This window comes from Pseudomonas sp. GD04058, from assembly GCF_029836855.1.
GTDB lineage: Bacteria > Pseudomonadota > Gammaproteobacteria > Pseudomonadales > Pseudomonadaceae > Aquipseudomonas > Aquipseudomonas bharatica.
The window spans coordinates 120930-146746 of sequence record NZ_JAOECN010000007.1 but is presented as its reverse complement, the minus strand read 5'-3'; the positions used below and the strand labels follow the sequence as shown (position 1 = coordinate 146746).

General features: G+C 57.0%; 24 protein-coding genes and 1 pseudogene. 6 read left to right on the top strand and 19 right to left on the bottom strand.

Annotation, left to right across the window (positions count from 1 at the left end; genetic code table 11):
• Positions 1-444 precede the first annotated feature (444 nt).
• Together N7650_RS08895 and N7650_RS08890 are read right to left on the bottom strand one after the other, a co-directional pair.
• The gene (locus tag N7650_RS08895; protein WP_082056539.1) at positions 445-1044 is read right to left on the bottom strand and encodes a DUF6088 family protein; all 600 of its coding nucleotides are present in this window, start codon (positions 1042-1044) and stop codon (positions 445-447) included.
• 643 nt (positions 1045-1687) lie between these two features.
• Complete coding sequence (locus N7650_RS08890) at positions 1688-1975, bottom strand: helix-turn-helix transcriptional regulator (RefSeq protein WP_046784614.1); 288 nt, start codon at positions 1973-1975, stop codon at positions 1688-1690.
• A gap of 85 nt (positions 1976-2060) precedes the next feature.
• Here N7650_RS08890 and N7650_RS08885 point away from each other — a divergent pair, with 85 nt between their 5' ends.
• Positions 2061-2513: a hypothetical protein gene (locus N7650_RS08885; protein ID WP_046784613.1), complete on the top strand. Its 453-nt coding sequence runs from the start codon at positions 2061-2063 to the stop codon at positions 2511-2513.
• A 339-nt stretch (positions 2514-2852) separates the two neighbouring features.
• Here the strand turns inward: N7650_RS08885 and N7650_RS08880 are convergent.
• A pseudogene (locus tag N7650_RS08880) lies at positions 2853-3575 on the bottom strand (pirin family protein).
• A gap of 384 nt (positions 3576-3959) precedes the next feature.
• On the opposite strand from N7650_RS08880, the gene N7650_RS08875 reads away from it, so the two are divergent.
• Positions 3960-5036 carry an ArsO family NAD(P)H-dependent flavin-containing monooxygenase gene (locus tag N7650_RS08875; protein WP_279897906.1) on the top strand — a complete coding sequence of 359 codons (1077 nt, stop codon included), beginning with the start codon at positions 3960-3962 and terminating at the stop codon, positions 5034-5036.
• A gap of 23 nt (positions 5037-5059) precedes the next feature.
• Here the strand turns inward: N7650_RS08875 and arsJ are convergent, their stop codons facing one another.
• From arsJ to N7650_RS08835, 8 genes are read right to left on the bottom strand one after another with little or no spacing between them, the layout of a single operon-like run.
• Positions 5060-6292 (bottom strand): organoarsenical effux MFS transporter ArsJ, encoded by a 1233-nt coding sequence (gene arsJ / locus N7650_RS08870; RefSeq protein ID WP_279897904.1) that lies wholly within the window; start codon positions 6290-6292, stop codon positions 5060-5062.
• A gap of 9 nt (positions 6293-6301) precedes the next feature.
• Positions 6302-7306, bottom strand: a complete 1005-nt coding sequence (locus tag N7650_RS08865; RefSeq protein ID WP_279897902.1) for an ArsJ-associated glyceraldehyde-3-phosphate dehydrogenase — start codon at positions 7304-7306, stop codon at positions 6302-6304.
• A 32-nt stretch (positions 7307-7338) separates the two neighbouring features.
• Positions 7339-7842, bottom strand: a complete 504-nt coding sequence (locus tag N7650_RS08860; RefSeq protein ID WP_051096017.1) for a cyclin-dependent kinase inhibitor 3 family protein — start codon at positions 7840-7842, stop codon at positions 7339-7341.
• Between the two features lie 12 nt (positions 7843-7854).
• Positions 7855-8571, bottom strand: coding sequence for an arsenical resistance protein ArsH (gene arsH / locus N7650_RS08855; protein ID WP_135192579.1), 717 nt, complete (start codon positions 8569-8571; stop codon positions 7855-7857).
• A gap of 3 nt (positions 8572-8574) precedes the next feature.
• Positions 8575-9636 carry an ACR3 family arsenite efflux transporter gene (gene arsB / locus N7650_RS08850; protein WP_135192580.1) on the bottom strand — a complete coding sequence of 354 codons (1062 nt, stop codon included), beginning with the start codon at positions 9634-9636 and terminating at the stop codon, positions 8575-8577.
• 18 nt (positions 9637-9654) lie between these two features.
• Positions 9655-10125: an arsenate reductase ArsC gene (locus N7650_RS08845; RefSeq protein ID WP_135192581.1), complete on the bottom strand. Its 471-nt coding sequence runs from the start codon at positions 10123-10125 to the stop codon at positions 9655-9657.
• Between the two features lie 19 nt (positions 10126-10144).
• Positions 10145-10501, bottom strand: a complete 357-nt coding sequence (locus N7650_RS08840; protein ID WP_051096013.1) for a metalloregulator ArsR/SmtB family transcription factor — start codon at positions 10499-10501, stop codon at positions 10145-10147.
• Positions 10502-10509: 8 nt separating this feature from the next.
• A complete protein-coding gene (locus N7650_RS08835) occupies positions 10510-10923 on the bottom strand; it encodes an arsenate reductase ArsC (RefSeq protein WP_210172133.1) in 414 nt (137 codons plus the stop codon).
• Between the two features lie 115 nt (positions 10924-11038).
• On the opposite strand from N7650_RS08835, the gene N7650_RS08830 reads away from it, so the two are divergent.
• Positions 11039-11377 (top strand): metalloregulator ArsR/SmtB family transcription factor, encoded by a 339-nt coding sequence (locus tag N7650_RS08830; RefSeq protein WP_186661526.1) that lies wholly within the window; start codon positions 11039-11041, stop codon positions 11375-11377.
• 42 nt (positions 11378-11419) lie between these two features.
• Positions 11420-12511, top strand: coding sequence for an NAD(P)-binding domain-containing protein (locus N7650_RS08825; protein WP_279897898.1), 1092 nt, complete (start codon positions 11420-11422; stop codon positions 12509-12511).
• A 38-nt stretch (positions 12512-12549) separates the two neighbouring features.
• On the opposite strand, the gene N7650_RS08820 is transcribed toward N7650_RS08825, so the two are convergent.
• Genes N7650_RS08820 through N7650_RS08810 form a run of 3 tightly spaced genes read right to left on the bottom strand, consistent with a single transcriptional unit; the run spans position 12550 to position 14984 of the window.
• Positions 12550-13914, bottom strand: a complete 1365-nt coding sequence (locus N7650_RS08820; RefSeq protein ID WP_279897896.1) for an NAD(P)-binding domain-containing protein — start codon at positions 13912-13914, stop codon at positions 12550-12552.
• Positions 13911-14426, bottom strand: coding sequence for an arsinothricin resistance N-acetyltransferase ArsN1 family A (locus tag N7650_RS08815; protein WP_279897894.1), 516 nt, complete (start codon positions 14424-14426; stop codon positions 13911-13913). Before N7650_RS08815 ends, N7650_RS08820 begins: the two co-directional genes overlap by 4 nt.
• A 60-nt stretch (positions 14427-14486) precedes the next feature.
• Positions 14487-14984: a MarR family transcriptional regulator gene (locus tag N7650_RS08810; protein WP_279897893.1), complete on the bottom strand. Its 498-nt coding sequence runs from the start codon at positions 14982-14984 to the stop codon at positions 14487-14489.
• A 185-nt stretch (positions 14985-15169) separates the two neighbouring features.
• Here N7650_RS08810 and N7650_RS08805 point away from each other — a divergent pair, with 185 nt between their 5' ends.
• On the top strand, positions 15170-16330 hold the full coding sequence (locus N7650_RS08805; protein ID WP_347815650.1) for an MFS transporter: 1161 nt from the start codon (positions 15170-15172) through the stop codon (positions 16328-16330).
• A gap of 429 nt (positions 16331-16759) precedes the next feature.
• Here the strand turns inward: N7650_RS08805 and N7650_RS08800 are convergent, their stop codons facing one another.
• The 5 genes from N7650_RS08800 to N7650_RS08780 all read right to left on the bottom strand — a co-directional run bounded on the left by N7650_RS08800 (position 16760) and on the right by N7650_RS08780 (position 23722).
• Complete coding sequence (locus N7650_RS08800) at positions 16760-17788, bottom strand: DUF4238 domain-containing protein (protein ID WP_051096006.1); 1029 nt, start codon at positions 17786-17788, stop codon at positions 16760-16762.
• 450 nt (positions 17789-18238) lie between these two features.
• A complete protein-coding gene (locus N7650_RS08795; RefSeq protein WP_051096005.1) occupies positions 18239-18637 on the bottom strand; it encodes a hypothetical protein in 399 nt (132 codons plus the stop codon).
• 2 nt (positions 18638-18639) lie between these two features.
• Positions 18640-20877 carry a hypothetical protein gene (locus tag N7650_RS08790; RefSeq protein WP_279897891.1) on the bottom strand — a complete coding sequence of 746 codons (2238 nt, stop codon included), beginning with the start codon at positions 20875-20877 and terminating at the stop codon, positions 18640-18642.
• On the bottom strand, positions 20874-22460 hold the full coding sequence (locus N7650_RS08785; protein ID WP_051096003.1) for a tyrosine-type recombinase/integrase: 1587 nt from the start codon (positions 22458-22460) through the stop codon (positions 20874-20876). The genes N7650_RS08790 and N7650_RS08785 overlap by 4 nt, the downstream gene beginning before the upstream one ends.
• A complete protein-coding gene (locus tag N7650_RS08780; protein ID WP_279897890.1) occupies positions 22457-23722 on the bottom strand; it encodes a site-specific integrase in 1266 nt (421 codons plus the stop codon). The genes N7650_RS08785 and N7650_RS08780 overlap by 4 nt, the downstream gene beginning before the upstream one ends.
• A 147-nt stretch (positions 23723-23869) precedes the next feature.
• Here N7650_RS08780 and ettA point away from each other — a divergent pair, with 147 nt between their 5' ends.
• Positions 23870-25561 carry an energy-dependent translational throttle protein EttA gene (ettA, locus tag N7650_RS08775; RefSeq protein ID WP_279897889.1) on the top strand — a complete coding sequence of 564 codons (1692 nt, stop codon included), beginning with the start codon at positions 23870-23872 and terminating at the stop codon, positions 25559-25561.
• The last annotated feature ends 256 nt before the right edge of the window (positions 25562-25817 follow it).

Below are 25817 nucleotides of genomic sequence, written 5' to 3'. Positions count from 1 at the left end.
AATCAAAGCATGTTTGCACAACTCTGACTGCTCTTGAATCGAAAATGGCATTCAAGTATTACAATGCGGATAGTGACGAATAAGATATGCGGAGCCTCTCGTGGTAATTCAGGCAGGTGACGCGTCTTTTTTAGCGACGAGTTCGATATTGTCTGCCTGAACGACAAGCGTCCAGATGATGCTGATCAGAAGTAGCTTTCGTTCGGCGTGTCGCCGAGCTACGCGATGACTGACCAATTGAACCTGCTCAACGAAGTTTGGCGAGGTCAGTGGAGGCACCAAAAATATCAATCTCTCTTTCTCGTGGTCGACGCCCAAGCTTTATTGTTTATATCCCCGAATGACTTTTAGTGCAATTGTCGGAGCCTGAATTCCAGAATCGGTCGCGACAACGGAGATGTTAGTTGTATCTTGATTTGAGGATTTTATTGTTCCCTAAATCTTTCAGTTCGCATTTATAGCGCAGTTGGCCAGTGCTGAGCGCATCCACTTGGGCATTTTGCATGCCATGAGCTTTTTGAATTCTTCAGCGCTGAGCGAGTTGGCAATCTTGCTCGCGACCTGCTCATTCACCCCATTTTCTCCGAGATAGAAAAAAGCAGTCAGGGCCGTACCTATTCGCGTTCCAGCTTGCTGAAGTCGTTGGCGAGACGCATGGCGCAGCCGAACAACCGCGCTACCTATCTTGATCTCACGGGTCGCTCCACTGGTGTAGTAAGTAGGCAAAACCTGCATCTGAACACTCAGTCCAAGTCGACGAACAGCTTCTGCACCATGGATCTGGATAGTCTCGCCTCTTGCCCTGGCAACAGCTTCCATTACAGAAATCGGGTTGGCTCGAACCCTTTTGCCCGTGTATTGGCTGTACTTGGGACGCATGTAAACGCCGCGGGCCACACGCTCTAGGTAACCCCTGAGTACCATCCGAGACAGAGCTTTGTTCACCGCAGAGCGGGAGCCCGCTCGCTCGAATACCGCCCTAACAAAGGGCCTTCCCTTAGGCATGCGCTTGATACAGTTGGAAATAGATTCTGCGACAGACACAGCTAATCCTATGTCATGCGGGTTGACAGGTCGTCTGGATATGAACCTACCGGCGTTAAGCGTAGACACCGTACTCAATTCGACCTAGAAGTGTCACCACCTGCTGGTAGCCCGATCCGGTTTCCAAGATGTTGCAAGGCACTTGATGCCTTAGGCCGATCGCTGGCTTGTATAGCCATTGTGCGGCAAGTACTCGACTGCCAAGTACTCGCGTTGCCAGGTGCCCGATTTGCTCGCACCTTCCCTTGAAGCATCGGTGGCCGATGCTCCAGCACCCCAACGGTGAACTGGGGCAAAGCGCCAGTATCTGTGGATCGTTCATTTGCACACCTCAAATGTGAAAGCGTATCTCTCAACCGGCAAGTCGGCCAACGGGCTCCATTCTCTTGCCGGCTTGTGCCGCGATATCGAGGAGCTTTCCTTGCGTCTGTGCCCGCCCTCGCAAAAGCTCTTGGGCGCTGCCTTCCTGTTCCGACTTGATACGCCACTTCTCAGTCTTTACCTTCCGCCGGCCTTTCAATGTCTCTCCTTTTCTGCATAGGTAGGGCCCAGGCGCAACCCAGCCACTGGGTCAGGCAGCGCAGACTTTGATTGCATCAGACAGTACATCTCAGCCCATGCTGAAGGAGGCAGGTGCCCATCCTCATCGGTCAGATGGCGTCACGCTGAGCTCCTCACGAACGCGCTGAATGATTGAATCCAGAGTGGCATCCTTGTCCATAAAAAGGTAGCACTGGGTCAAGATCGTCAAAGGATGAACATTCATGACAGTGGCGAGCCCATGCACCATTTCGAGGGTAGGGCCTTTTCCACCGGCTTCCAGTTGACTGAGGTAGGTTTGGCTGCTGTGGCCACCGAAATCTTCTTGGTTGAGGTTGCGGGATTTTCTAAGCTGCCTCATTGCTTTCCCAAATGCCTGTTTCAGTTCCATTTTTTCATTCCTACAAAAGGAATGATGAAGCCGTCTTGAACGTCGGACATCCATTAACTATTGTTAATATTTTGAGGATTTTTCGATGTTCAAGACCTACAGGCACGCCGAACTCAGCTCAGCCGACATTTTCGGAGAGCCTTCCAGTCGCCGCTGGAAATTTATTGAGCTGGAGCTGCACCACCCATGGTTTTACGTGGAGCTCGTGCGTGATTATGGTGATGACATCGTGGGCAGCATGCTGATGATCCCTACGGTACCGATTCTTCAACAGATGCTTTCGGAGCTTGATGACCGCTCATGGCTTGCGCAGGCTCACCTGATGTCTCCTGGTCACATGAGAGGCGGGAAGGACTGGGTGATGGAACCGCTCCAGGAAGTGAGCATTGCTGAATGCGATTCAGGAGCTGAAGAGGGTTATATCTATAAGGTAGTAGGTGGGGCTTGTTACAGCATCCATCTCTCGCCTCGGCAAGAAAAGCTCAAGGTCACAGAAATCATTTTTTCTGCTGAGCGCGATCTGCGCGTGAGTGGATGAGTTAAAGGGCTTGTGCATTTCATTTTTCGCTACCACTCGTTAAAAACCAAAGCAACTACTTCAGTGTCGTTCACTGAATCGCCCCTGGTTTCGTAGACATTTCGAAAGGAAGCTCTGGGTCGATTCCTGCCGGTCAAGATGTGCCCGTGCGCTGGTCACGTCCGATGCAAATGGCTGGTCAAGTCGAATGCAAAAAGGTGGTCAAGTGGGATGCAAACGCTTGGTCAAGTCAGGTGCAATTTCCCACGAGTGCCAAATTGGCATTCCTTGATCCAATAATGGGGCCTGGCGTCTCATCCCTCTGTGAGAAGAGGTAAGACAGTCCTTTAGTTGCATGTTTCAGGGCATGAGTGGCAGCTCATTAGGTCGCAGATCAAACACGAGCACTTCTGCGTCACGGCCGTTGGAAAGCTCAATTACCTGCTCTTTCCTCATCCGAACACCATCACCTTCGCGAAGCAATTGGCCATTCAACTCAATGCGCCCACGCGCAACATGCACATAGGCATGGCGGTTGTCAGCCAGAGTCAGAGAGGCATGCTCGTCGCCGTCGAAAAGGCCTGCATAGACGCGTGCATCCTGGCGAACCTGAAGCGAACCCTGCTGGCCATCAGGCGAAATGATCAAACGGAGCTTGCCGCGCTTTTCATCATCACTGAAATGCTGCTGCTGATAACGGGGAGTCGCACCACGTACATTGGGCACAATCCAGATTTGCAGGAAGTGAACCGGCAGCGCTTTGCTGTGATTGAACTCACTGTGAGCGACCCCGCTGCCCGCGCTCATCAATTGCACATCGCCCGGTTTGATGACCGACCCGGTACCAAGGGTGTCTTTGTGCTCCAAGGCACCTTCGAGCACATAGGAGAAAATCTCCATGTCACGGTGCGGGTGCTGGCCGAAGCCTTTGCCAGCGATCACCCGGTCATCGTTGATGACCAGAAGGTCAGAAAATCCTCGCTCATCGGGATCGTAGTAGTCAGCGAATGAGAAGGTATGAGATTACTTCAACCAGCCATGGTTAGCGCGGCCACGTTCTTCAGCGTTACGGACAGTGATCATGATTCGTCTCCTTGAGGCCTTGGTGCCTGCCTGTGATAAACCCACTTTACTGTCACGAACTTAAGACAAAAAGACGCCTTCAATGGAATTGCTGTCTCATAAATAGGGACAATCTAATCGCAAATCATCTGAGCTCTGTGCGAGCTTGGTTGGTAACCTTTGACCACGATGAACGACCATCTCGACGCTTAGCGCCCCATCTTCGGAAGCAGATCTGTGATGAGTGCGGAAGGCAACAATAGATTGAAAACGAAAACTCCCGACTGTCCGCTATCGACCCTAAGCAGACATCCAAAGCAGCTATGAATTACGTAGCCGTATTATTAGAAATATTCTCCCCCATCTGGAAAGATAACCCCCTCAATGGATCAGGGGAGTGTCTAGATGAAAGCCCATGCAGAGCGCTTGTTGGATGTAGTCATCATTGGCGGAGGACAAGCGGCGCTGGCAACGGCGTACTTCCTGCGTCGAACAGATCTCTCGTTCATCATCTTGGATGCCGAGCCGGGCGCCGGCGGGGCTTGGCGACACAGCTGGAATTCCCTGCGGCTATTCTCGCCGGCTACCTGGAGCTCTATTCCCGGTTGGATGATGCCGCCTGTGGAGGATGGCTATCCTTCTCGCGAGCATGTCATCGACTATCTCACCCAGTATGAGGCGCGCTATCAGTTTCCAATGGAACGGCCGGTGCGCGTCACCTCGATCGAGCGCGTTGCCGGCGCGTTACGTGTCCATTCAGAGTCTGACCATTGGGATGCCAAAGCAGTGGTCAGTGCTACAGGCACTTGGAGCAATCCGAACATACCTGCCTACCCCGGCGCTGAGCTGTTTCGTGGCCTACAGCTGCATTCGGCGGACTACGTTGAACCGCAGACCTTCTCTGGCAAGCGCGTGCTGGTCGTCGGCGGTGGCAACTCCGGCGCCCAGATTCTCGCAGAGGTTTCCAAAGTAGCGGATGCGACCTGGGTAACTCCCACCGATCCTCTCTTCCTACCTGATGATGTCGATGGCCGAGTACTGTTCGAGCGGGCCACGGAGCGCTGGAAAGCGCAGATGGAGGGGCGTGTCATTGAGCAGCCGGTCGGCGGGTTGGGCGACGTGGTCATGGTCTCGCCTGTGGTGGAGGCGCGTGAGCGAGACGTTCTGCACGCGGTGAGACCCTTCGTTCGTTTCACCCCTGACGGTGTGGTCTGGGCAGACGGCTCGGAAACCGCAGTGGATGCAGTGATCTGGTGCACCGGGTTCAAACCCGCCCTGGGACACCTCGCCAGCCTTGGGGTTGTTACTGAGCAAGGACGTGTAGAAGTCGAAGGGACCCGATCTGTGAGTGAGCCCAGACTGTGGTTGGTGGGCTATGGCGAGTGGACAGGCTCTGCATCAGCAACCTTGATCGGTGTGACTCGGACAGCCCGCAGTACTGCAGCTGAAATCGAGCAGTTTGTGGTGAAAGCGGAGGCCTGATGGCCTCCGCATTTCCTCACAGATCAGTGCACCTGCTGTGCCATTTCACTGTGCCTGGGCAGCGCGATCGAGATGAGTGCGGCGGCCAATACGAAGATGCTGGAAACCCACAAGCAAGCCTCCAACCCATAGGCCTGAAACACCCAACCTGACAGCAGCGTGCCGACCAAGCGACCCAGGGCGTTGGACATGTAGTAGAAGCCCACATCCAGGGAGACTCCGTCTTCCTTGGCATAGCTGACGATGAGGTAGCTGTGCAGCGATGAGTTCACGGCGAACAGCACGCCGAACAGCATCAACCCACCGAGCAAGACTACCTGCGCCGACCAGCCTGTCGACAGGCCCACGGCAATGAGTGCAGGCAGCCCGGCCAGGGCGATTGCCCAAATGAAGGCTGCTCGGCCGTCTGGTACATGACCACGCTTCTTGCCGGTGATATGGGGGGCAAACGACTGGACGATTCCATACCCGATTACCCACGCGGCCAAGAAGCCACCGACCAGCCAGAAGTCCCAGCCAAACGCAGAGCTTAGGTACACCGGTAGAGCCACCACGAACCAGACATCCCGCGCACCGAACAAAAACAGCCGTGCAGCCGAGAGGATGTTAATGGCCCGGCTCTTGGACAGCATGTCGCGGAACTTCGGCTTGGCCTTGGCCTTGCCCAAGTCCTTTTTCAGCAGGATCAGACTGCCGATCCAGATCAGGGCCAGCACCGCCGCCATGGCCAGTACCGCCTGGGTAAAACCGAGCAGCGCAAGCAGTGCTCCCCCGAGGAAGAAGCCCACGCCTTTGAGCGCGTTTTTCGAGCCCGTCAGGATGGCCACCCATTTGTAGAGGGTGCCTTGCTGGCTGTCCGGCACCAGGAGCTTGATAGAGCTCTTGGCGCTCATCTTGTTCAGGTCCTTGGCGATGCCGGAGAGCGCCTGGGCAGCCATCACCCACGGCACCGTCAGTGAGGCTGCTGGTACCGTGAGCATCAGTAGGGCGACGACCTGCATACCGAGGCCGATGTTCATGGTGCGGTTTAACCCCAGACGGGCGCCGAGGTAGCCGCCCACGAGGTTGGTGATCACGCCGAACACTTCATAGAACAGGAACAGCGCCGCAATCTGCAGCGGCGTGTAGCCCAGCGAATGGAAGTGCAGTACCACCAACATGCGCAATGCGCCGTCGGTGAGGGTGAAGGCCCAGTAGTTGCCGGTAATCAGCAGGTACTGACGCACTTCCGCAGACACGGCTGACAACGCCTTCATGATCGCCGGTTACTCCGCTGCGCCGACCAAGCGTGCCAGTTCAGCTGCACGGTTGGCGTAGCCCCACTCGTTGTCGTACCAGGCGTAGATCTTCACCTGGGTACCGTTGATAACAAGGGTGGACAGCGCATCGATGATCGAGGACCGCGGATCGGTGCGGTAGTCGATGGACACCAAGGGGCGCTCTTCGTAGCCCAGGATGTCCTTCAGCGGCCCTTCGGCAGCGGCTTTCAGCAGCGAGTTGACCTCGTCAGCCGTCGTCTCACGTTCCACTTCGAACACGCAGTCGGTCAGCGAGGCGTTGGCCAGCGGTACACGCACGGCATGACCATTCAGCTTGCCGCGCAGCTCGGGGAAGATCTCGGCGATTGCGGTGGCCGAGCCTGTGGTGGTCGGAATCAGGCTCATGCCCGAGGCACGGGCACGACGCAGGTCCTTGTGCGGTGTATCGAGGATGCTCTGGGTATTGGTGAGGTCGTGAATGGTGGTGATCGAGCCGTGACGGATGCCCAGGTTCTCGTGAATCACCTTGACCACCGGGGCCAGGCAGTTGGTGGTGCATGAGGCGGCGGTGACGATACGATGCTGCGCCGGCTCGAACAGGTGCTGGTTGACGCCCATTACCACGTTCAGTGCGCCTTTCTCCTTCACTGGAGCGCAGACAACCACGCGTTTGACGCCCTGATCCAGGTAGGCCTGGAGCACGGCTACCGACTTCATCTTGCCGCTGGCCTCGATGACCAGGTCGCAGCCCGACCAGTCGGTGTCCGCGATGGTCTTGTTGGCGGTGACCTTGATGCGCTTGCCCTCGATCACTACCGCGTCGCCCTCTGCGCGGGCTTCACGGTGCCAGCGTCCGTGGATCGAATCGAAGTTGGTCAGATGGGCATGGGTCTCGGCGTCACCGGCCGGATCATTGATCTGCACAAACTCGAATTCCGGCCAGTCCCAGGATGCGCGAAGCGCCAAGCGACCAATACGGCCAAACCCATTGATACCTACTTTGATAGCCATGTTCTTGTTCTCGAATCGCGATTAGCGAAAGGTCAGAGGGTGTCGCTGAACTGGTTGATATACCCAACGTGCGCAGGGTTCTGGATCGCACGTGGACGCAGGGCCTGGACCTGGGAAACAGCTTCCTGCACAGGGATGCCGCACTCGATCATCAGGCGGGCGGCAAACAGGCCGGTGCGACCAGAGCCGCCCTTGCAGTGAATGGCGATCGTCTTACCGGTCATCACGAGCTCTTTCAGGCGTTCCCGGTGAGCCTCCCAGGCGGCCGCAAACGGCTCACTGGGCGCTTCGTCGTCCTCGACCGGCAGGTGGAACCATTCGAGGCCCAGCAGTTGGCACTCCTCGGGAAGCAGATCGATCTCGTTCTGCAGCAGTTCTTCACTCGGCATCAGGGTTACCAGCGCGCTCGCGCCGGCATCGCGCAGCGTTGCCAGAGCCTGAGATACCGATGTCTCCTTGGTACCGGGGCACGGAGTGAAGATCAGCTGGCCGACCAGTTCGGAATTAGCCAACACGGAATACGGGTGCAATTGCATGCTCACAAAGCCTCAAATGGATCGTTGATTGACACGCTTGGATAGTTCTTCAGCCGACTCTTTACGTTCGGAGTAGCGATCGACCAGGTAGTCGGAGCGATCACGAAGCAGCAGGGTGAACTTCACCAGCTCCTCCATTACGTCGACGACACGGTCGTAGTACGAAGAGGGCTTCATGCGGCCCGCCTCGTCAAATTCCAGATAGGCCTTCGGCACGGACGACTGGTTAGGGATGGTGAACATGCGCATCCAGCGGCCGAGGACGCGCAGCTGGTTGACCACGTTGAACGACTGCGAGCCGCCGCAGACCTGCATCACCGCGAGGGTTTTGCCTTGAGTGGGGCGCACGGCGCCCATGCTCAGTGGAATCCAGTCGATCTGCGACTTGAACACGCCGGTCATTGCACCGTGGCGTTCCGGCGAGCACCAGACCATGCCTTCGGACCACAGCACCAGATCGCGCAGCTCCTTGACCATGGGGTGGTCATCGGGCACGTCATCCGCCAGTGGCAGCCCGGTCGGATTGAAGATCCGCGTCTCGGCACCGAAGTGCTCTAGCAGGCGTGCCGCTTCTTCCGTCAGCAGGCGGCTGAACGAGCGTTCGCGGGTCGATCCGTACAGCAGCAGAATGCGAGGCTTGTGGGTGGACTTTGGCTCGACTGCCAACTTGTCTGCTGTCGGCAGGTCGACCAGATCGTTGTCGATATTGGGGATGTGGTGTTCGGTCATGATTTACTCCTGAGACAAGGCGCCAGATGGCTGATCGAACCAGCGGCGCTTGAGCCACAAGGCCACGCCCACCAGGGAGATCAGTACCGGCACTTCCACCAAGGGCCCGATGACGGTGGCAAATGCGACCGGCGAGGCAAGACCGAAGGTGGCGATGGCCACGGCAATGGCCAGTTCAAAGTTGTTGCTCGCTGCGGTGAACGCCAGCGCAGTGGTACGTGGGTAGTCAGCTTCCAGCAGCTTGCCCATCCAGAAGCTGATGAAGAACATCACCACAAAGTAGATGGTCAGCGGGATAGCGATGCGCAGCACATCCAGCGGCAGTTGCAGCACCATGTCGCCTTTCAGGCTGAACATGGCGACGATGGTCAGCAGCAGTGCCACGAGGGTCAGCGGGCTGATCTTCGGGATGAAGCGCTCCTGGTACCAGGTCTCGCCCTTGCTGCTGATCAGAATCTTGCGGGTCAGGAAACCAGCCAGGAACGGGATGCCCAGATAGATCAGCACCGATTGGGCGATATCGAGGAAGCTGGTCTCAATGACGCTACCTTCAAGGCCAAACAGCGGCGGCAACAGGCCCAGGAATATCCAGGCGTACACGCTGAAGAACAGGATCTGGAAAATGCTGTTGAAGGCGACCAGACCGGCCACGTACTGGTTGTTGCCACCGGCGATCTGGTTCCACACCAGCACCATGGCGATGCAGCGTGCCAGGCCGATGAGGATCAGGCCGGTCATGTACTCAGGCTTGTCGGAAAGGAAGACAACGGCTAGCCCGAACATCAGGACCGGGCCGATCACCCAGTTCTGGATCAGCGACAGGGCAAGGATGCGCTTGTCCTTGAAGACTTGCGGCAACTCCTCGTATTTCACCTTCGCCAGAGGTGGGTACATCATGACAATGAGGCCAATGGCGATGGGGATGTTTGTCGAGCCTACCGACAGGCTATTCAGCCACGCAGGCAATCCCTGGAACAGGCTGCCCAGACCAATGCCCAGGCCCATGGCCAGAAAGATCCAGACCGTCAGGTAGCGGTCTAGGAATGAAAGTCGGCTTTTGCTCATGGTGGATCTCCCTAAACGTCAGAGCGTTCCGATGCGGGCCAGCTCGACCTTGAGCTGCGCGGCATCCAGTTGGTCGAAAGGCAGTGCGATGAATGCCTTGAGGCGTCGCTTGATCTGCTCAAGCGTGTTGTCGAATGCCGCGTCCAGCTCGGCGGCACTACCGTGCAAATCCGAAGGGTCAGAAAGTCCCCAGTGGGCTTTCACTGCTGGTCCGAAGAACACGGGGCAGGCTTCGCCAGCGGCCTTGTCGCAGACAGTGATGACAAAGTCCGGTGCCAGCTCGGCATGCGCGTCACTGGACTTGCTGCTGAGGCCCTCGGTGGAGATACCGGCACGCTGCAGCGCGGTGATGGACAGCGGGTGCACCTCACCCTTTGGCTGGCTGCCGGCGCTGTAGGCCTTCATGCCGGCCGGGGCCAGATGATTGAAAACAGCCTCGGAGAGGATGCTGCGGCAGCTATTGGCGGTGCAGAGGAACAGAACTTTCATCGGTTTTTCTCGGCAATGATCAGCAGCAGGAGGCGACGCGTTGAGGGCGGTCACCCATGGTGTCCAGTCGTTTGGTGCTAGTACTTAGCCATTCGCGGTTGGCTTCCAGCGTCGTCGCCAGGACCTCACGTACCCAGGCGGGAAGCGATGGATGCAGCCGGTAGTAAACCCACTGGCCCTGACGGCGGTCTTCCAGCAGGTCACAGGTGCGCAGTTGCGCCAGGTGGCGAGAAACCTTGGGCTGGCTTTCTTCCAGCGCGCAGGTCAGTTCACAGACGCAGAGTTCTTCCTCGCGAGCGATCAGCAGCATCATCCGAATGCGGTTCTCGTCGGCGAGGCATTTGAAAACCTTGGTGGGGGTCAGCGAGTCAGTCATAGCAATTCTCAGTGTTTGGTTTTCACCAGGACGAACATCTTGATGCGCTCATGAATCTCGTGAAGCGTGTGTCGGAAGGCATCGTGTTGGTCACTGGTGACAGGGTCTTCGAAGTTCCACGCCAGAACATCGCCGAAGGCAGGCAACGTAAGGCACTCATGGGCTGCCTTGTCGCACAGGGTAATCACGTAGTCGAACCGTTCCCCTGCGAACTCGTCGATGGACTTGCTGCGTAGAGCCTTGGTATCGATATCGAGATATTCGAGGGCGTCATAGGTGCGCGGATCGACTTGGCCAGGCTGAGTGCCGGCGCTGAAGGCTTCGAAGTGAACAGGGTCTGTGTGCCGGAGCAAAGCTTCGGCGAGCTGGGAGCGAGCGGCGTTTGCGGTGCAAACAAACAGGACGCGGATCTTGCCAGTCATCACTTGGTACCCTGCGCGCATATGGTTTTTCGAATATACGCTTTTCCGAATGTATCGCAACCCCTCGATGATGGGTGGCTTTACATGTGCACGTTTATGCACATATATTGGCCGCATGACGACCAACCAAAATCTCCGTGCTCAAGCCATCGACGCCGCCATCGAGTCGCTGGACGAGGCCTTCTTCAAAGCGCTTTGCGAGCCTTCCAGAGTCGCGGTTTTCAAGCGCGTGCTTTTGCTCGGCCGGGCTGATGTCGGCGAAATCGCCAAAGAGCTGCCACAGGAGCGCTCGGTGATCTCCAGGCACCTGCAGGTATTGCATGACGCCCAGATCGTGAAGGCCACCAAGGTGGGCAGGCAGGTGTTCTATGAAGTGAATGGTGGAGCGATCGTCGAGCGACTGGAGGGCCTGCTCCAGCGAACCAAAGGTCTGGTTTCGCTGTGCTGTCCGTAGCCCGGCCTTTTTTTGTCCCTATATATGCATGGGTGCGCACATATGAATGATTCGAATCGCGTTCTGGATGTGGTCGTCATCGGTGGTGGACAAGCAGGTTTGGCGACTGGCTGGCAATTGCAGCAGCAAGGATTGGAATACCTCATCTTGGATGAGCAGACATCCCCAGGCGGGAACTGGCGTAACTACTACGAAAGCCTGCAGCTGTTCTCACCAGCTGAGTACTCTGCGCTGCCGGGACTGGCGTTTCCTGGCGATCCCAAGGGCTACCCGCTGCGAGACGATGTGGTGCAGTACCTGGAGGCATATGCCGCCGAGTTTCAGCTGCTTTTCCAGGGCGGTACCCGAGTCGTGGCGGTCGTTCAGAAGGACAAGGCATTTGAGGTTCGCACCGCCAACGGAGCGACTTTCACTGCGCGTGCTGTGGTAGTGGCATCAGGGGGCTTCAGCTGTCCTTTCATGCCTGACATTCCTGGGCTGGAGAACTTTTCAGGACACTGTCTGCATAGCTCGGCTTATCGAACACCTGAGGCCTTTGCCGGCCAGCGTGTTGTCGTTGTGGGGGCAGCGAACTCGGCTGTTCAGATTGCCTATGAGCTTGCCGGCGTTGCACAGGTAGTGCTGGCTACCCGCGAGAAGATCCGCTTCTTCCCTCAGCGGATTCTTGGACTCGATTTTCATGCCTGGCTGAAACTCACCGGGTTGGGGCAAACACGATGGTTGAGTGATCAAAGCACTCCAGTGCTCGACACCGGCAAGTACCGAAAGGCACTTAGCAGCGGCAGAATTCAGCGCAGAGCCATGTTCCAGCAGGTACTGCCCGACGGTGTGATTTGGCCAGACGGAAGCAGCACCCAGATTGACGCGCTGATATTCGCAACAGGTTTCCGCCCTAACCAGGAGTTTCTGGCGCAGCTCCCAGTCGTTGACCGGCACGGGCGTACGCTACAGCGAAACGGCGTGGCAATTCAGGTGCCTGGCTTGTACTTCGTGGGTCTGCCCAAGCAAAGGAATTTCGCCTCGGCGACCCTGCGAGGTGTAGGACCCGATGCGGCATACCTGATGCCGCGGCTGCTTGAGCATTTGAACGATAGGCGATTGCCTCACCTGCCCACTTCGCCCCGCACGATTTGAACTCGTGCAGGGCGGAAGAGCAGTCTCAGAGCATGGGGTTAGGCGCGGCTTGCCGGTGTGCAGCAGCCCGACTTTTGGGCTGAAGGCGTTGTCAGGGATTCCGGTGATGCACAGCAACTGGTTTGAGTAGTGGCCTCGGGTGCGCAGCAACTGGAAGCTTCACCTTGCTCCTCGAACTGAAGGCTGCAGACACCGGTTTCAGGCAGTTCGAGCTCGACACGCCGTGCCGCTTCCCAGTCGCCTGCAAGCCCGGCCATGATTGAGCGCACCTGCTCATACCCGGTAATCATCAGGAATGTCGGAGCACGACCGTAGCTCTTCATGCCTACGATAAATATGCCTTCGTCGGGATGAGAGAGCTCATCAATGCCATGGGGGCGAACGGTACCGCAGCTGTGCTCATTCGGGTCGATCAACGGGGCCAACTGAACAGGGCTCTGTGTAGCCGGGTCGATAGCCAGTCGTAGCTCGCCCAGAAGCTGCAGATTAGGGCGGAAGCCAGTGGCGACGATGATCTCATCCACCTCTGGCAGAGCTTGGCCATTGCTGTGCACGACCAGCCCCTGTTCGGTTGTGTCGACCTGGCTGATGGAGATGTCCTGGTGTAGCGAAATCTTTCCTTGTTCGAGCAATCCACGGATTCGCAGACCCAGGCTGCCGCGTTCGGCCAATTTGTCATTGGCACCACCACCCAGAATTTTATCTAGCGAGTGTCCGCGAATAGCCCACGAAACCTGGGTACCGCGCAGTTGGACCAGATCCTGAAGAGCGTTGAATGCCGAGTGTCCGCCACCTACAACCAGCACTCGGCGCCCGAGATAACGATCGCGCGCATTGCCGCTGACATCGGGAATCCCATAGGCAATATGCGCTTTGGCGTTCAACTCTCCCAATGCTGGAATGCCGGATGCGCCCATCCAGTTTGGGGTCTCGTACGTGCCCGAGGCATCGATGACTGCGCGAGCTTGGATATCTTGCTCACCCTTTGGCCCTTTAACACGCACCAGGAACGCGGCAGATTCGCGGCCTTTGGTTTTCTGCACATCTGCGCCGACTTTCGTCACAGCAGTGACGCGGGAGTTCAGATGAAGTCGTTCCTTGATGACTGGCAGCTCAGCTAGCGGGAGCAAGTAGTGGTCCAGCAGTTCCCGACCTGTGGGGTACGTGTCGGAGTCAGGCGCTTGCCAGCCCGTTGCCGACAGTAACTTTGCAGCCTCCTTGTCTACGTTGTATTCCCACGGCGAGAACATGCTGACGTGGCCCCATTGGCTGATGCTTTCTCCAGCCTGGCTGCCTGCTTCAAAAATGAGTGGGTTCATACCCCGGGTTAGTGCGTGCGCAGCAGCCGCCAGCCCCACGGGGCCGGCGCCGATGATTACGATGGGAAGATCAGATTGGCTCATGCTCGTTCTCCTGTGTCAGGTTGGTTGGAGGGGAAGACTCGTTCAACGATGGCGCAATCAAGCCAGCGTCCTTCAAGGCATGCGTGTTTTTCATAGACGCCGACCTTTCGGAAACCGCAGGACTGGCAGAGCGCGAGGCTCGCTTCGTTGAAGGTGAAAATGCGGGAAAGGACTTTCCAGAAGCCCCGTACCTCTGCTTCGCTCAACAGTGCGTTCAGCAGTGCCTTGCCGATGCCACGCCCACGGACATCTCGCCGCAAGTAAATCGAGAAATCAGCGATGCCGGCATAGCAGGAGCGCGCCCGGTAGCTGCTCAGGTTTGCCCACGCCACTACTGCGCCGTCCAGCTCGACGACCAGCACCGGGAAGCGAGACATATCGGCAACCCAGGGCTGTACATCCATAGCGGTCCGAGGCTGGGTCTCAAACGTAGAGCTACGGTCATCGATCCCTTGGTTGTAAATCTCGGCGATGGCCTGAACATCACCGAGCTGAGCGGGGCGAATGTGCATCTGGCTTCCTTATTAAGTTGGTAGTGACAACAATTTAGATAAAAAAGGGGGATCTCCCCCTCATTGTTCTTGCGGCTTCGCTGAGCAACTCTCGTTTGCCAAGCCACAACGTACCTCAGCAGCGCGGGTCAGCTGCCGCAGGAGCGTCAGGGCTCCCTGGCGTACTTCCGGTGCCATGCAACTGATCATCGCCTTTTCTTCATTGATGAGATCATCGCGGATGCGCTCATACAGGTCGGCACCGGCTTCGGTAGCCTGGACACGCACGGCACGACGGTCTTCCGGATCTTCCACGCGGGAGACATACCCTTTGCGCTCCAGCGTATCGACGACACGGCTAGCCGTGCTCTTGTCCAGGAACATTTCCTCGGCCAGCGCTTGCAGACGTAGTGGTCCCTGCTTCACCAAGGTCTCGATGGCGTAGCACTGGGTGACGGACACGTCATAGCAGCAGATGCGATCGCGATCCCTGAACTGGTAGACGCGCACCAGCTGGTTCAGGGCTTCGTAGAGGTCTTCAGCATCACGGCTAAGGTCGTCGTTGTGCTCGTTCAGCATGTCATTTCCAGTTAGTTGTTACCTGCAACAATATGGGCGATGAGCGCGCTCGTCAACTGACCGGTCATCAGATTGACCTTTCAGAGCTCCGTCGACTACATTGGTTGTTACTAACAACCATAACAAGGACTGCCGTGACTCGACATGAACAGCTCCTGCCAGCCAACGTGGGTCGCGCTCGGTTAGTGTTCACCTTGGGCATCACCCAGATCTTGGCTTGGGCGTCGACGTTCTACCTGCCGGCGGTCCTGGCAGGTCCAATTGCTCGCGATACGGGCTGGTCTCTATCGTTTGTCGTGGGCGGACTGTCCTGGGGCATGCTGGTTGCTGGCCTTTGCTCTCCGCTGGCTGGCCGACTGATTGATCGCCGCGGCGGGCGCTCGGTCCTTGTTTTCAGTTCGCTGATGCTGGGTGCTGGGCTCACGGTGATGTCGATCGCCAGCTCTCTGTGGCTCTATTACCTGGCTTGGTCGCTCCTCGGCGTAGCCATGGCCACCGGGTTATATGACGCGGCATTTGCCACTCTGGGGACGTTGCTGGGAGAGCGTGCGCGGGGTGCAATAACGGGACTGACCTTGATTGGCGGCTTTGCCAGTACTGTCGGATGGCCCGCGTTGGCGGCACTGGAGTCATGGATCGGCTGGCGGGATACCTGCTTGGTGCTTGCTGCGATACATGTTCTGGTCGGCCTGCCTGTTCATTGGCTGGCGGTACCGAAACCGCCCGGTCCAGAAAAAGAATCTACCTCGGAAGAAGGTGTACCGGTGACGCTCGATGAACGTAGCCGCCGCCTTTTCTGGCTTGTTGCAGGGCTGCTGACCGTAGTCGCTTTCGTAATGGCCAGCCTCTCCGTTCACCTGCTCGCCGCACTCAAGCAACTGGGCCTGCCAACGGTCACGGTATTGGCAGTCGGAATGGTCATTGGGCCGGCCCAGGTAGTGGCCAGAGTTCTGGAGTTCTCGATTGCTCGCCATCTGCATCCGAGCTGGTCAGCCCGTGTTGGTGTATTGGTGAGCTTCATCGGCATCTGCCTGTTTATCCCTGGTGTGCCTTGGTTGGCATTTCCTGGTGCCGCACTGTACGGCGCGGGCATGGGGATTCTGACCATCGCTAGAGGTACGTTACCACTGGTGCTATTTGGCCCTCAGGGATATGGCGCACGGATGGGAGCACTGGCGCGTCCCATGCTTCTCGCTCAGGCCGCTGGTCCATTTGCTGCAGCTTTTGTGTTGAGTGCTCAGGGCGCCCCAATGATGCTGTTGCTGATGGCGACTATAGTCGCTGTGGCATTAGGGGGATGCTTCAAACTGCCGACAAAACCGTTTCATGACCAGCACCCAGAGTGAAGGTGGAACGGACTATCTATAATGGGTCGAAAGCAGTCTATGGGCGGATTCCGCGATGCGGGTTTAGCTGGCCCTGAACCGCTCCGCGAAGCGAACCAAGGGGGTGAAGCTTGACCTTCGAACCTACGCTTATCGACTGGCCAAAAACAGCCATTCGCAGCAAGGACAAATCGACGAGATTACAGCCCCATAGCCTGCGTCATACCCAATGGTCGATGGCACAAGCTGCGCAAAATGGGTAACCTGTGGAGGATTGCTCTGAGACTTTGTTGGCCATGGCCTCCCCTCGGAGACACTTGATAGCCCGCCTCACATGGCGGGCTTTACTATTTTTTACTGGAATGCTGGTGAACAGCCCCAGCTTACCGCTCCCAACGGCGCCATTGTGAAGGCGAGTTGGCTCATGAAAGCGTGGGCGAGCCGCAAAAATCAGCGGTCGGGGTAATTGGCTTCCTCTCTCGACTGGCTGTCATGCCATTCCGCCCAATGCTTTCGCACTGCTTTGAATTGCTCGGGACAGACCGTACGTGGCCTGCACTCTTCGATATCTCGCGTATCTGTTGCAAACACATAGTGATGGGCCCCGGTCAAAATCATCGTCCTGAAAAATGCTGCTTGAGCGAGACTCAACGTGGTGCCGCGCCGAGGTGGCGGTGAGCCCACACACGTGAACAGGAGATGCTTGGGGCTGAGTGGCATGAACAGCTGTGTGCCTGGCACATCCCAGCCGCCCTCAAGACTAATTGTTCCATTCGTACCAACTCCTACCCTCATGAAAGGGTTGTCGGACGTTGGCCAGGTGACTCCAGGTGGAGCGTGTAGAATGGTCCAACGATGATTTGGCAACCGATTGATGGTGCTCTTGAGCACATGTTCGATCTGCCAGAGCCAAAATTTCCGCCCGATTAGGATTTCGGCTTTGATGCCTTCTTCGCCATCCTCACTCTTCGCACGGTGAATTTTCAGCGGCAGCTTGCCGTAAGGGTCTACAACCGGAGGGGGTTCAGACTGAACTCCGGCGGCTGAAGCTGCCTCGATTTGGCTGATTGACCACTCCATGGTCTCTGACAGAAATGCCTCAAGCGTTTCAGTTTGGCGTTTGAAAAAGCTCTCCATTTGGGCAGGAGTACGGACAGATTGCGCAACAGCAAAGCGGAATAAGTTGTTCCAATCCTCGCGGGTCAACTGCGACTCGCTAACTACCTTTTCGATGGATGCGAATCCAGGCGTTTCGAAGTCACGCTCAAGCCATCGCTCGACTTCGTCACTGGCTTCAGAACCAGACAAGCGAGTATAAAGATGCCGAAGCACCGCCACGCTTTTGGTTGAATGCGGCTTCCAAACCGCGCTTTTTTCATGGGGCACTAGCAGACGATAGGCAAGGACTTTGCCCTCTATCGTCCAGTGCTTCAGATACGACTGCGGTACGTAATGGTTGTCCTTTTTGAAACCTTTCATTCCCTGCTATTTCCTTGAATTTCTTGCCACTTGGCAGCCGTGCTCGCATCCGTGTCTTTCTCGGCAGCTGCTTGCTGATCATCAGAAGATGGCCAATGGGTACCAAATTCCCTCACCAAATAGCGGTTAGTCCGGTCAAATTCCTACTCGCTCTGAAATTCCCCTGGCCTGAACGATATCAGCCGGGAATCGTACAGTCGGGTGATGGCATCGGCTACCTGATGCCTGAGCATCTCCGTGTAGTGGTCCAGGCGATCATAGCTCTAGGTCGCAATCCCTCTGCGGTCTCTAGAGGCGAGCAAAGTGAGGTAGATCTTCAACGCGTGGACGTCCAAGGAACAGGCCAACGATTACCGGGGACGCTACGGGAAAGCTGCGCCCCACGCGAGCGCCTGGTCAAGTCGATGCAAACGGGTGGCCAAGTGAATGCAATTACGCACAATTGCGCAATCATCTCTTCTTTTGAAGCTGTGAAACCGGCCGCTCCAGCATCGATTGCGTTAGACCGTGTAGATCAGCATTGGCTTGCCAGATCAAAAAACGGCTATGCATATCTCGAACAGCAGCTAACAGCTTTTGGTTGCTCGCTTTCAGTTCCTCAATGCGCTCGTTGGCTGCTTGTATATCGGCAATCCAGCCCGGCTTTAGCTTCTTAGCCTTCAATGCCGCCTTGGAATTCTTCATCGCTAAATCCACGGCAGGTAGATTCATCAGGGACTGGCGAACACGACTGATACCCAGTTTTTCTTTGCAGGCCTCAACGAGCAAAGGCCAAGTTAGCTTCGGCTCTGACCATTCCTCAATTAGCTTAATGATGCGTTTCTCATCCTTTGGCGTTAAATGCCCCATCGTTAGCCCTCGATCTCATCTAGCAAAGCCAAGACGTCATCCAACGATGGCAACGCCTTTTGCACCTGGTTCTCTTCAATTACTTTGACTTCGATCAGTCCCGACATTGCGGCGGCGTTCTTGGTCAGCGTCCAACCGTTATCGGCGTTCCACACAATGGCACCGTTTTCGAGCTCCGGGTTTTCCAGCATTTGCATGAGCGCCTCGCACTTAAAGAGCTTCTCACCCAGTTTTTTGGCCGACTCCGACGCCCCAAATACACCCCTAGACTGCGCATCCAGGGCTTTATCGAAACGGCGTTTGAGGTCGTCGCGTTCTTCCTTGAGGTTGGCCAGCTTCACGTCATCCCCCTTGACGCAGCCAAGCCGCCCGCAGTCCAAACAGGCACCCATTTTCGGGCAGGGCTCGGACGCAAAGTTGTGCACACAAACGCCGAGATGGGTTTGATGGATAATGCGGTCCTGCTCACCCTCGCGTAGTTCCATTACATCAGCAAGATTCAGAGGCTGATTGGTTTTTACCTTGTCCAGACGCTGAGCAGCGGTGCTGTTTTTCGTTTTGGGGTGGTAAGCCGCAACTCCTTGGGTGCGCTCCTCGATGGTCTCGTGGTTGTAAACCGATCCCATCGTCGTGCGCCCGGAGAAGGCGTCAATCAGGAGCTGCGACAGACCGGCCTGTTGCATCCGCGTGTTCAATTCGTGTCGAAACGCATGCGTGTTGACCTTGACACCGGGGTAGCCATGGCGCTCGAACAGACTTTTCCTTGCCGGGTTGTTCATACTGGCTAATTGCGCCTTCATTCGGTTAGGGTTCGCCGCGATCTCTACGCCAAACCCGTGCGTCACGGCAGTGCCACCTGCGTCTTCAGCCAGCGCTCCCGTGCGCACGGTGAATAAGGCATCACGAAACTTCACCCGCGCCTTGCCCTCCGTGTACGGCGTGGTGTAGGGAAAATCCTTTGGGAGATACTTCTCACGCAGCAGCACATTGAGCGTGCGCAGCGTGATCACACACCGGCCGTCCAACTCAACACCCTGGACTCCTGGCTTGTCCTTCACGTATATCGGCGTCCCTCTAATGGCATCCAAACCATCACGAATCTCGGCCAAAAGGGCTCGGGCGGCGGGGCTGAGAGCCTTGTTCTGCTCCATGGGTTTTAGGAAACCCTTTTGGAATGTAATTCGCGGGTTGTGGTTCTCATGAACACTGAGTTTCAGCGCGGCACAGGCTTCGGCAAAGGTGAGCGGTTCATCAGGCCCCTTGGGTGGCAGCCCTTCATGGGGCGGAAACTCATCGGGATGCTCTTCCAGCCAGGCGGCGTAAGCCCGCGCCTCATCGGTGATCGGTTTTAACAAGGTGATGACCCGCTCGACGACCGGCTCCATCTCGGGCTTAACGACTGGCTTCAGCGTAACCTGGTTTATCTTTTCCGCGTACCAGCGCAGGAACATGCGCCGTTTGCCGTGGGTATCCTCTTTGAACACCCGACAATCCAATTCAACATCCGCCAACTCACCCACGCGACTCGGGGCGCTCAGCAACAGCGCACAGGCGGATGTCACAACGATATCCAGAGGGCGGGTCAAATCGTTAGTGAACACTTCCCCGAGCGCTTTGATCGCTTCGGGGTTGGGCAGTTTCTGTTCCCAATCCGCTTTTTGCTGCTTGAGCGTGCCACGCGGCTTCATCGTCAGCGGAGAGGTCCACCGAAAATCGGTCTTGAGCAGTTTTTTGGCCCGCATCAGTGAGATGAGGGCCTCAAGTGCCTTGCTGCTACAGTATGCGTTGTTGCCTTTTGCCCAGTGACGACTCAGTTGCTCGCACGCTTCATTGCAGGCAGCGGCGGACACCTGCGTCACATCCCGCGTACCGGTCAGCTTGACCAAGGCAGCTTCCAGCACCTTCAGGGCACTTAGCCAGTCTTTAATTGCCTTTTTCTGCAAATACACCCGTCGGTACACCATGATAGCCTTGGCAAACTCCGTGAAGGGTGCCTGTATCGCCTTTGGGGCTGCCTTGGTCGATCCCTGCGCCGTGAAGCTACAGAATTGGACGCCATGCTTGTGCCAACTGCCGTCCTCCCAGCAAATACTCGAGTGCACGCGATTGGGAATGCCTTTCGGCAGGGTCTGTTTTGCCCATTCGATAAACGCCGCGAGCTGAGCCTCCGCAGCCAGTTGGCTCCTAGGCTCGAAATCAACAATGTTGTTCGTCAGTTCAGAATCAAACGCATCGGTCATTCGCCTTTCCTCCCTGATTGGCGCGTGGCCTCACAATCCAGAATCACCTTGCGGCACGCCAGAATGGCCCGATCCCAGAGCACGCCGGTCGTTTTATCCGTGGCAATGGTTTGCGCCCGCCGACGTTCCAGTCGCTCAAGGACAGCGCGGTGATTGGCATCCAGAAGGGGTTGGAATTTTCCGCATGCGTAACAGGTAAAGGGCGCATCGAGATGGCAGGCGGCATTGGCACCGCACACTGCCAGATCCTCGATTTGTCGATCCGCTCGATCCCCGTTTTTTGCTGAGGTGCGATCCGTGACGATGATCCCGGTGAACGCATTCACAACCAAGGCCAGATGGTCGCTCATCTTCGCGTCGATCAAGGCCAGCAGCTCCGGCGACACCTGGCGGTACTTTCGCACTGTCCGAGTATTCTTGTGCATCAATGCGCTGGCCATCGTCCACTCATCCAGCCCGGTATTGGACAGGTCCGTGCCGAGGGTGTGCCTGAACCGGTGCCCCCGCGTCACTTTCAGCGGCTGATGGGTGCGAGGCGAAATCGGAAAGCCCTCAATCCGCTCGATGCGATCAAGCCATGCCTGAACCGTGCCTGCTCCAACATGAAAGATTGGCTGCGGCGCCTTTTCGAGGGCTTTTTGCAGGGGGCTATCGAGTAAAATAGGGGGATTCACCCGATTCGGAAATTCTGCTTCATCATCCATCTTCCGGCGAAAGAGCGGCACATTCTCAATGGCTGCATCCCAGTCGGCGCGGTATGGATAGGTTTGCCAGAGTTTCGCCAGAACCATGGCCTTGTAGGCCTGCACGGTGGTGTACAGGTCTTCATCCAGACTGAAGATTTCGGACTTTGCTCGCCAACCCGCCTCGCCGTCTTTTTGCTTTGCCCAATGAAACCTGACCTTGCAGCCCTTATCGGTCTTCGTGAAATCACCAAAAACCATCATGCGCACCTGAGCGCCACGCTGCCCGTAAATCATCAACAGGCGCAGATACAGGTATTGCTCGGGATCTAGCTGACCGTGACAGAACCGCTCATGTATCCATTGGTGCAGCGCGTCCTGCTCCACCTGGGTGAACGGACCCTGTTCGGGGTCCAGGCTGAGGATCACATCGTGGCTGGATTTCTTTTTTCTGGGCAGTGCCTGGTAGGCCTCGATCAGGGCTTGTGGCGGACGTTGTTCGAGGGACTCGCAGTCGCACCAAAACGCCATGAAAGCGGCGAACTGACTGAACTCGCTGACGTTAAAGCGCTCCCGCAGAGCGATTAGGTGATCCTCGTTGAGCGGGTCAAGACTGGCCTGAGCAGCCCGCGACAACACACTGCCGACTTTAGCAACCGAGCCCGTTGCATGATCAGCCATTCGATAGGCCAGGGCGGCGTGCAACCAGGGCTGCCAATCCGGCGAAACACAGGCAAGGGCCGCTTTCCAGTTGACTGGGTTTCTGGCCGATTTATCGGGTTTCCACATGGGGTGAGTCGGTGTGAACACCTCCCCACATTTCGCCAGGCGAGGCGTGCTCAGCCATGCATCGAGGCTGTCCTTCGTGGGGGCCTGAAGTGCTTCGACGGCGATGTTCACGCTGAACCTCCTGGTGTCATGCCGGCCTTCTGACGGCTGGACGTAAACCGCTCGGCCCGTTTCTGTATCGCTTTGTCTGCCTCCTCCTTCCAGAACTTTGCGCCGTAGAGGCCGGGCATGTTCGACTCGGGACTCCAGCCGAACATCCATGTCAGAGTCTTTTGAACTTGCGTGGTACGATCCTCCGGCGTGAGCGCTGCCAGTTCCTCACGCATGCTTTCCAGCATGGTGTAGACCGCGTCATGCCTGAGAATATGCGGGTGGACATGAGCCAGTTCCGGCGCTATTACTCGAATCCTCGACAGAACGCCATCCACTGCCTTGATGGTTAGAGGCCCGCCCTCATTTCGCTTGTGCGCCACAAGCAAAAACGGATGCTTCCTTGCTTGCGATGTGCCGCTACGGGCCTTTCTGTGGCGATATTTCGATTCGTACTCAGTGATCGCGTCATACAGGTCATCGGTCATCACCAGCATGCGCTCGTGGGTTTTAAATTGCGGGGCCATGGTTCGTGGATCGATGCTCTCATCCTCCAGGTTGACCACCGCCAGTTGACGACTGTGCCAGTGAATATCTTTGGTCTTGATCAACAACATCTCGGAGCGTCGCAGCCCCATGTCGAGACCCAACAGCAAAATGATGTAGTTACGCAGCCTGATGGCATCATCTGAAAAGGGATTCTCGGCGCTATCCGGATGCATGATTTCCAGCAAACGGGTTCGCTCCTGGGCAGTAAGCCCCTTCATTTGGTCCGTTCGCGTTTTTTTCCACGCAAGCCTGGCCGCTTTGATCTTGCGGTTTATGCGCTTCTTCAGATCGTCAACTGCCTCATATCGTGTTGAGTGATCACCCAACTTGTCATAGAGGAAGGCCAGATAGTCGCGTACCGCCTCGATTCGCTGCTGCGCATGGACTTTGCTAACGGATTTGTAGGCGGTCGGATGCAATCGCATCCCCGCATACTTCATGGCCAAGATTTCCTTGCTGAACCCCGCGTCCGACACAAACCTGGAAAGCTCACTGTCTGTTAGGTACCGGCTGTGAGGGCGCTGTTCGAGGTGAGAAATCAGATCAATGGAGGAAAACGCCAGAAAATCCTCAAACACAGCTAGATGCTCAAGATATTTCTTGGTTGTTTCGAGGGCTCTGCCCGAGTGCTCCATGGTGATGTATAGGTTGGGGTAGTACACAGGGATGTAGTCTTGCACCAACAGCTTTCTTCGAGCAGCATTCACTACCTGCTCTATGACCTGGAAACCCATGATGCTCCCTCATAAACATAACTTTTCTAAGTATAGTCAGGGGTATCGGGCGGTCAACGCAAAACCTAACGTTTTACTCTCCAGGGTTTGAGCGCCTGTCTCTACCCTCAAAGCACTGAAAATACAGGATTAAAGGCGAATCAAACCATGTCAAAAAATGACAAATCAGGCAAAACAGGCTCTTACGTTTACACCATGCACCGGCTGAGCAAGGTTGTTCCGCCCAAGCGTGAAATTCTCAAGAACATCTCCCTGTCGTTCTTCCCTGGCGCCAAGATCGGCGTCCTGGGCCTGAACGGCTCGGGCAAATCCACCTTGCTGAAGATCATGGCCGGCGTCGATACCGAGTTCGACGGCGAAGCCCGCCCGATGCCGGAGCTGAACGTCGGCTACCTGCCGCAGGAGCCGCAGCTGGATCCCTCCAAGACCGTGCGCGAAGTGGTCGAGGAAGCGGTCAGCGTGATCAAGGACGCCCAGGCCCGCCTGGACGAGGTCTACGCGGCCTACGCCGAGCCGGATGCCGATTTCGACAAGCTGGCCGCCGAACAGGCCAAGCTGGAGGCCATCCTGCAGGCCAGCGACGGCCACAACCTGGAGCGCCAGCTGGAAGTCGCCGCCGACGCCCTGCGCCTGCCGGCCTGGGAGGCCAAGGTGGAACACCTGTCGGGTGGTGAGAAGCGCCGCGTCGCCTTGTGCCGCCTGCTGCTGTCCGCGCCGGACATGCTGCTCCTCGACGAACCGACCAACCACCTGGACGCCGATTCCGTCGCCTGGCTGGAACACTTCCTCCACGACTTCCCGGGCACCGTGGTGGCGATCACCCACGACCGTTACTTCCTGGACAACGTCGCGGGCTGGATCCTCGAACTCGACCGCGGCGCCGGTATTCCTTACGAGGGCAACTACTCCGGCTGGCTGGAAGCCAAGTCCGAGCGTCTGGCCCAGGAATCCAAGCAGCAGTCGGCCCATGAAAAGGCCATGAAGGAAGAGCTGGAGTGGGTGCGCAAAGGCGCCAAGGCTCGCCAGTCCAAGTCCAAGGCCCGTCTGGCACGCTTCGAGGAAATGCAGTCGCAGGAATTCCAGAAGCGCAGCGAAACCAACGAGATCTACATCCCGGCCGGTCCGCGCCTGGGCGACAAGGTCATCGAATTCAAGAACGTGACCAAGGGCTACGGCGACCGCGTACTGATCGACAACCTGTCGTTCGTCATGCCAAAAGGCGCGATCGTCGGCGTTATCGGCGGTAACGGCGCGGGTAAATCGACCCTGTTCCGCATGCTGATGGGCAAGGAACAACCGGACTCCGGCAGCATCGAGATCGGCGAAACCGTGCAGCTGGCCTGCGTCGACCAGAGCCGCGAGGACCTGGACGGCAACAAGACCGTGTTCCAGCAGATCTCCGACGGTTCCGACCAGATCCGTATCGGCAACTACGAGATTCCGTCGCGCACCTACGTCGGTCGCTTCAACTTCAAGGGCGGCGACCAGCAGAAGTTCGTCAAGGACCTGTCCGGTGGTGAGCGTGGCCGCCTGCACCTGGCCCTGACCCTGAAAGAGGGCGCCAACGTCCTGCTGCTCGACGAACCGTCCAACGACCTGGACGTGGAAACCCTGCGTTCGCTGGAGGAAGCCCTGCTGGACTTCCCGGGTGCCGCCATCGTGATTTCCCACGATCGCTGGTTCCTGGACCGTGTCGCGACCCACATCCTGGCTTACGAGGATGATTCGCAGGCGGTGTTCTTCGAGGGTAACTACACCGAGTACGAAGCCGATCGCAAGAAGCGCCTGGGCGAGGCTGCTGCCCAGCCGCACCGGGTACGGCACAAGAAGCTGGCCTGATAAGGCTGGTCGATTGATGCACAGGAATGGGGCCCTAAGCGGCCCCATTTTTGTGCCTGAATTTCAGGCCGGTGGTGGCCCATCGCTGGCAAGCCAGCTCCCACAGGGGCTGCGTGCACCGTCCTTGTGGGAGCTGGCTTGCCAGCGATGAGGCCCTTAGGTTCTGTATACATTTACAGAAATGCACCAAAAAAATTCATAAAAACGACATTTCGCCCTGTTCCAGTGCGATTGCTTCTTGGTAAAGTCCCGAAAA

What these genes read in the sequence shown, in the direction of transcription:
- N7650_RS08890 (WP_046784614.1), bottom strand. Translation starts at nt 1,975, where the DNA reads ATGGAACTGAAACAGGCATTTGGGAAAGCAATGAGGCAGCTTAGAAAA.
- N7650_RS08885 (WP_046784613.1), top strand. Translation starts at nt 2,061, where the DNA reads ATGTTCAAGACCTACAGGCACGCCGAACTCAGCTCAGCCGACATTTTC.
- N7650_RS08875 (WP_279897906.1), top strand. Translation starts at nt 3,960, where the DNA reads ATGAAAGCCCATGCAGAGCGCTTGTTGGATGTAGTCATCATTGGCGGA.
- arsJ (WP_279897904.1), bottom strand. Translation starts at nt 6,292, where the DNA reads ATGAAGGCGTTGTCAGCCGTGTCTGCGGAAGTGCGTCAGTACCTGCTG.
- N7650_RS08865 (WP_279897902.1), bottom strand. Translation starts at nt 7,306, where the DNA reads ATGGCTATCAAAGTAGGTATCAATGGGTTTGGCCGTATTGGTCGCTTG.
- N7650_RS08860 (WP_051096017.1), bottom strand. Translation starts at nt 7,842, where the DNA reads ATGCAATTGCACCCGTATTCCGTGTTGGCTAATTCCGAACTGGTCGGC.
- arsH (WP_135192579.1), bottom strand. Translation starts at nt 8,571, where the DNA reads ATGACCGAACACCACATCCCCAATATCGACAACGATCTGGTCGACCTG.
- arsB (WP_135192580.1), bottom strand. Translation starts at nt 9,636, where the DNA reads ATGAGCAAAAGCCGACTTTCATTCCTAGACCGCTACCTGACGGTCTGG.
- N7650_RS08845 (WP_135192581.1), bottom strand. Translation starts at nt 10,125, where the DNA reads ATGAAAGTTCTGTTCCTCTGCACCGCCAATAGCTGCCGCAGCATCCTC.
- N7650_RS08840 (WP_051096013.1), bottom strand. Translation starts at nt 10,501, where the DNA reads ATGACTGACTCGCTGACCCCCACCAAGGTTTTCAAATGCCTCGCCGAC.
- N7650_RS08835 (WP_210172133.1), bottom strand. Translation starts at nt 10,923, where the DNA reads ATGACTGGCAAGATCCGCGTCCTGTTTGTTTGCACCGCAAACGCCGCT.
- N7650_RS08830 (WP_186661526.1), top strand. Translation starts at nt 11,039, where the DNA reads ATGACGACCAACCAAAATCTCCGTGCTCAAGCCATCGACGCCGCCATC.
- N7650_RS08825 (WP_279897898.1), top strand. Translation starts at nt 11,420, where the DNA reads ATGAATGATTCGAATCGCGTTCTGGATGTGGTCGTCATCGGTGGTGGA.
- N7650_RS08820 (WP_279897896.1), bottom strand. Translation starts at nt 13,914, where the DNA reads ATGAGCCAATCTGATCTTCCCATCGTAATCATCGGCGCCGGCCCCGTG.
- N7650_RS08815 (WP_279897894.1), bottom strand. Translation starts at nt 14,426, where the DNA reads ATGCACATTCGCCCCGCTCAGCTCGGTGATGTTCAGGCCATCGCCGAG.
- N7650_RS08810 (WP_279897893.1), bottom strand. Translation starts at nt 14,984, where the DNA reads ATGCTGAACGAGCACAACGACGACCTTAGCCGTGATGCTGAAGACCTC.
- N7650_RS08800 (WP_051096006.1), bottom strand. Translation starts at nt 17,788, where the DNA reads ATGAAAGGTTTCAAAAAGGACAACCATTACGTACCGCAGTCGTATCTG.
- N7650_RS08795 (WP_051096005.1), bottom strand. Translation starts at nt 18,637, where the DNA reads ATGGGGCATTTAACGCCAAAGGATGAGAAACGCATCATTAAGCTAATT.
- N7650_RS08790 (WP_279897891.1), bottom strand. Translation starts at nt 20,877, where the DNA reads ATGACCGATGCGTTTGATTCTGAACTGACGAACAACATTGTTGATTTC.
- N7650_RS08780 (WP_279897890.1), bottom strand. Translation starts at nt 23,722, where the DNA reads ATGGGTTTCCAGGTCATAGAGCAGGTAGTGAATGCTGCTCGAAGAAAG.
- ettA (WP_279897889.1), top strand. Translation starts at nt 23,870, where the DNA reads ATGTCAAAAAATGACAAATCAGGCAAAACAGGCTCTTACGTTTACACC.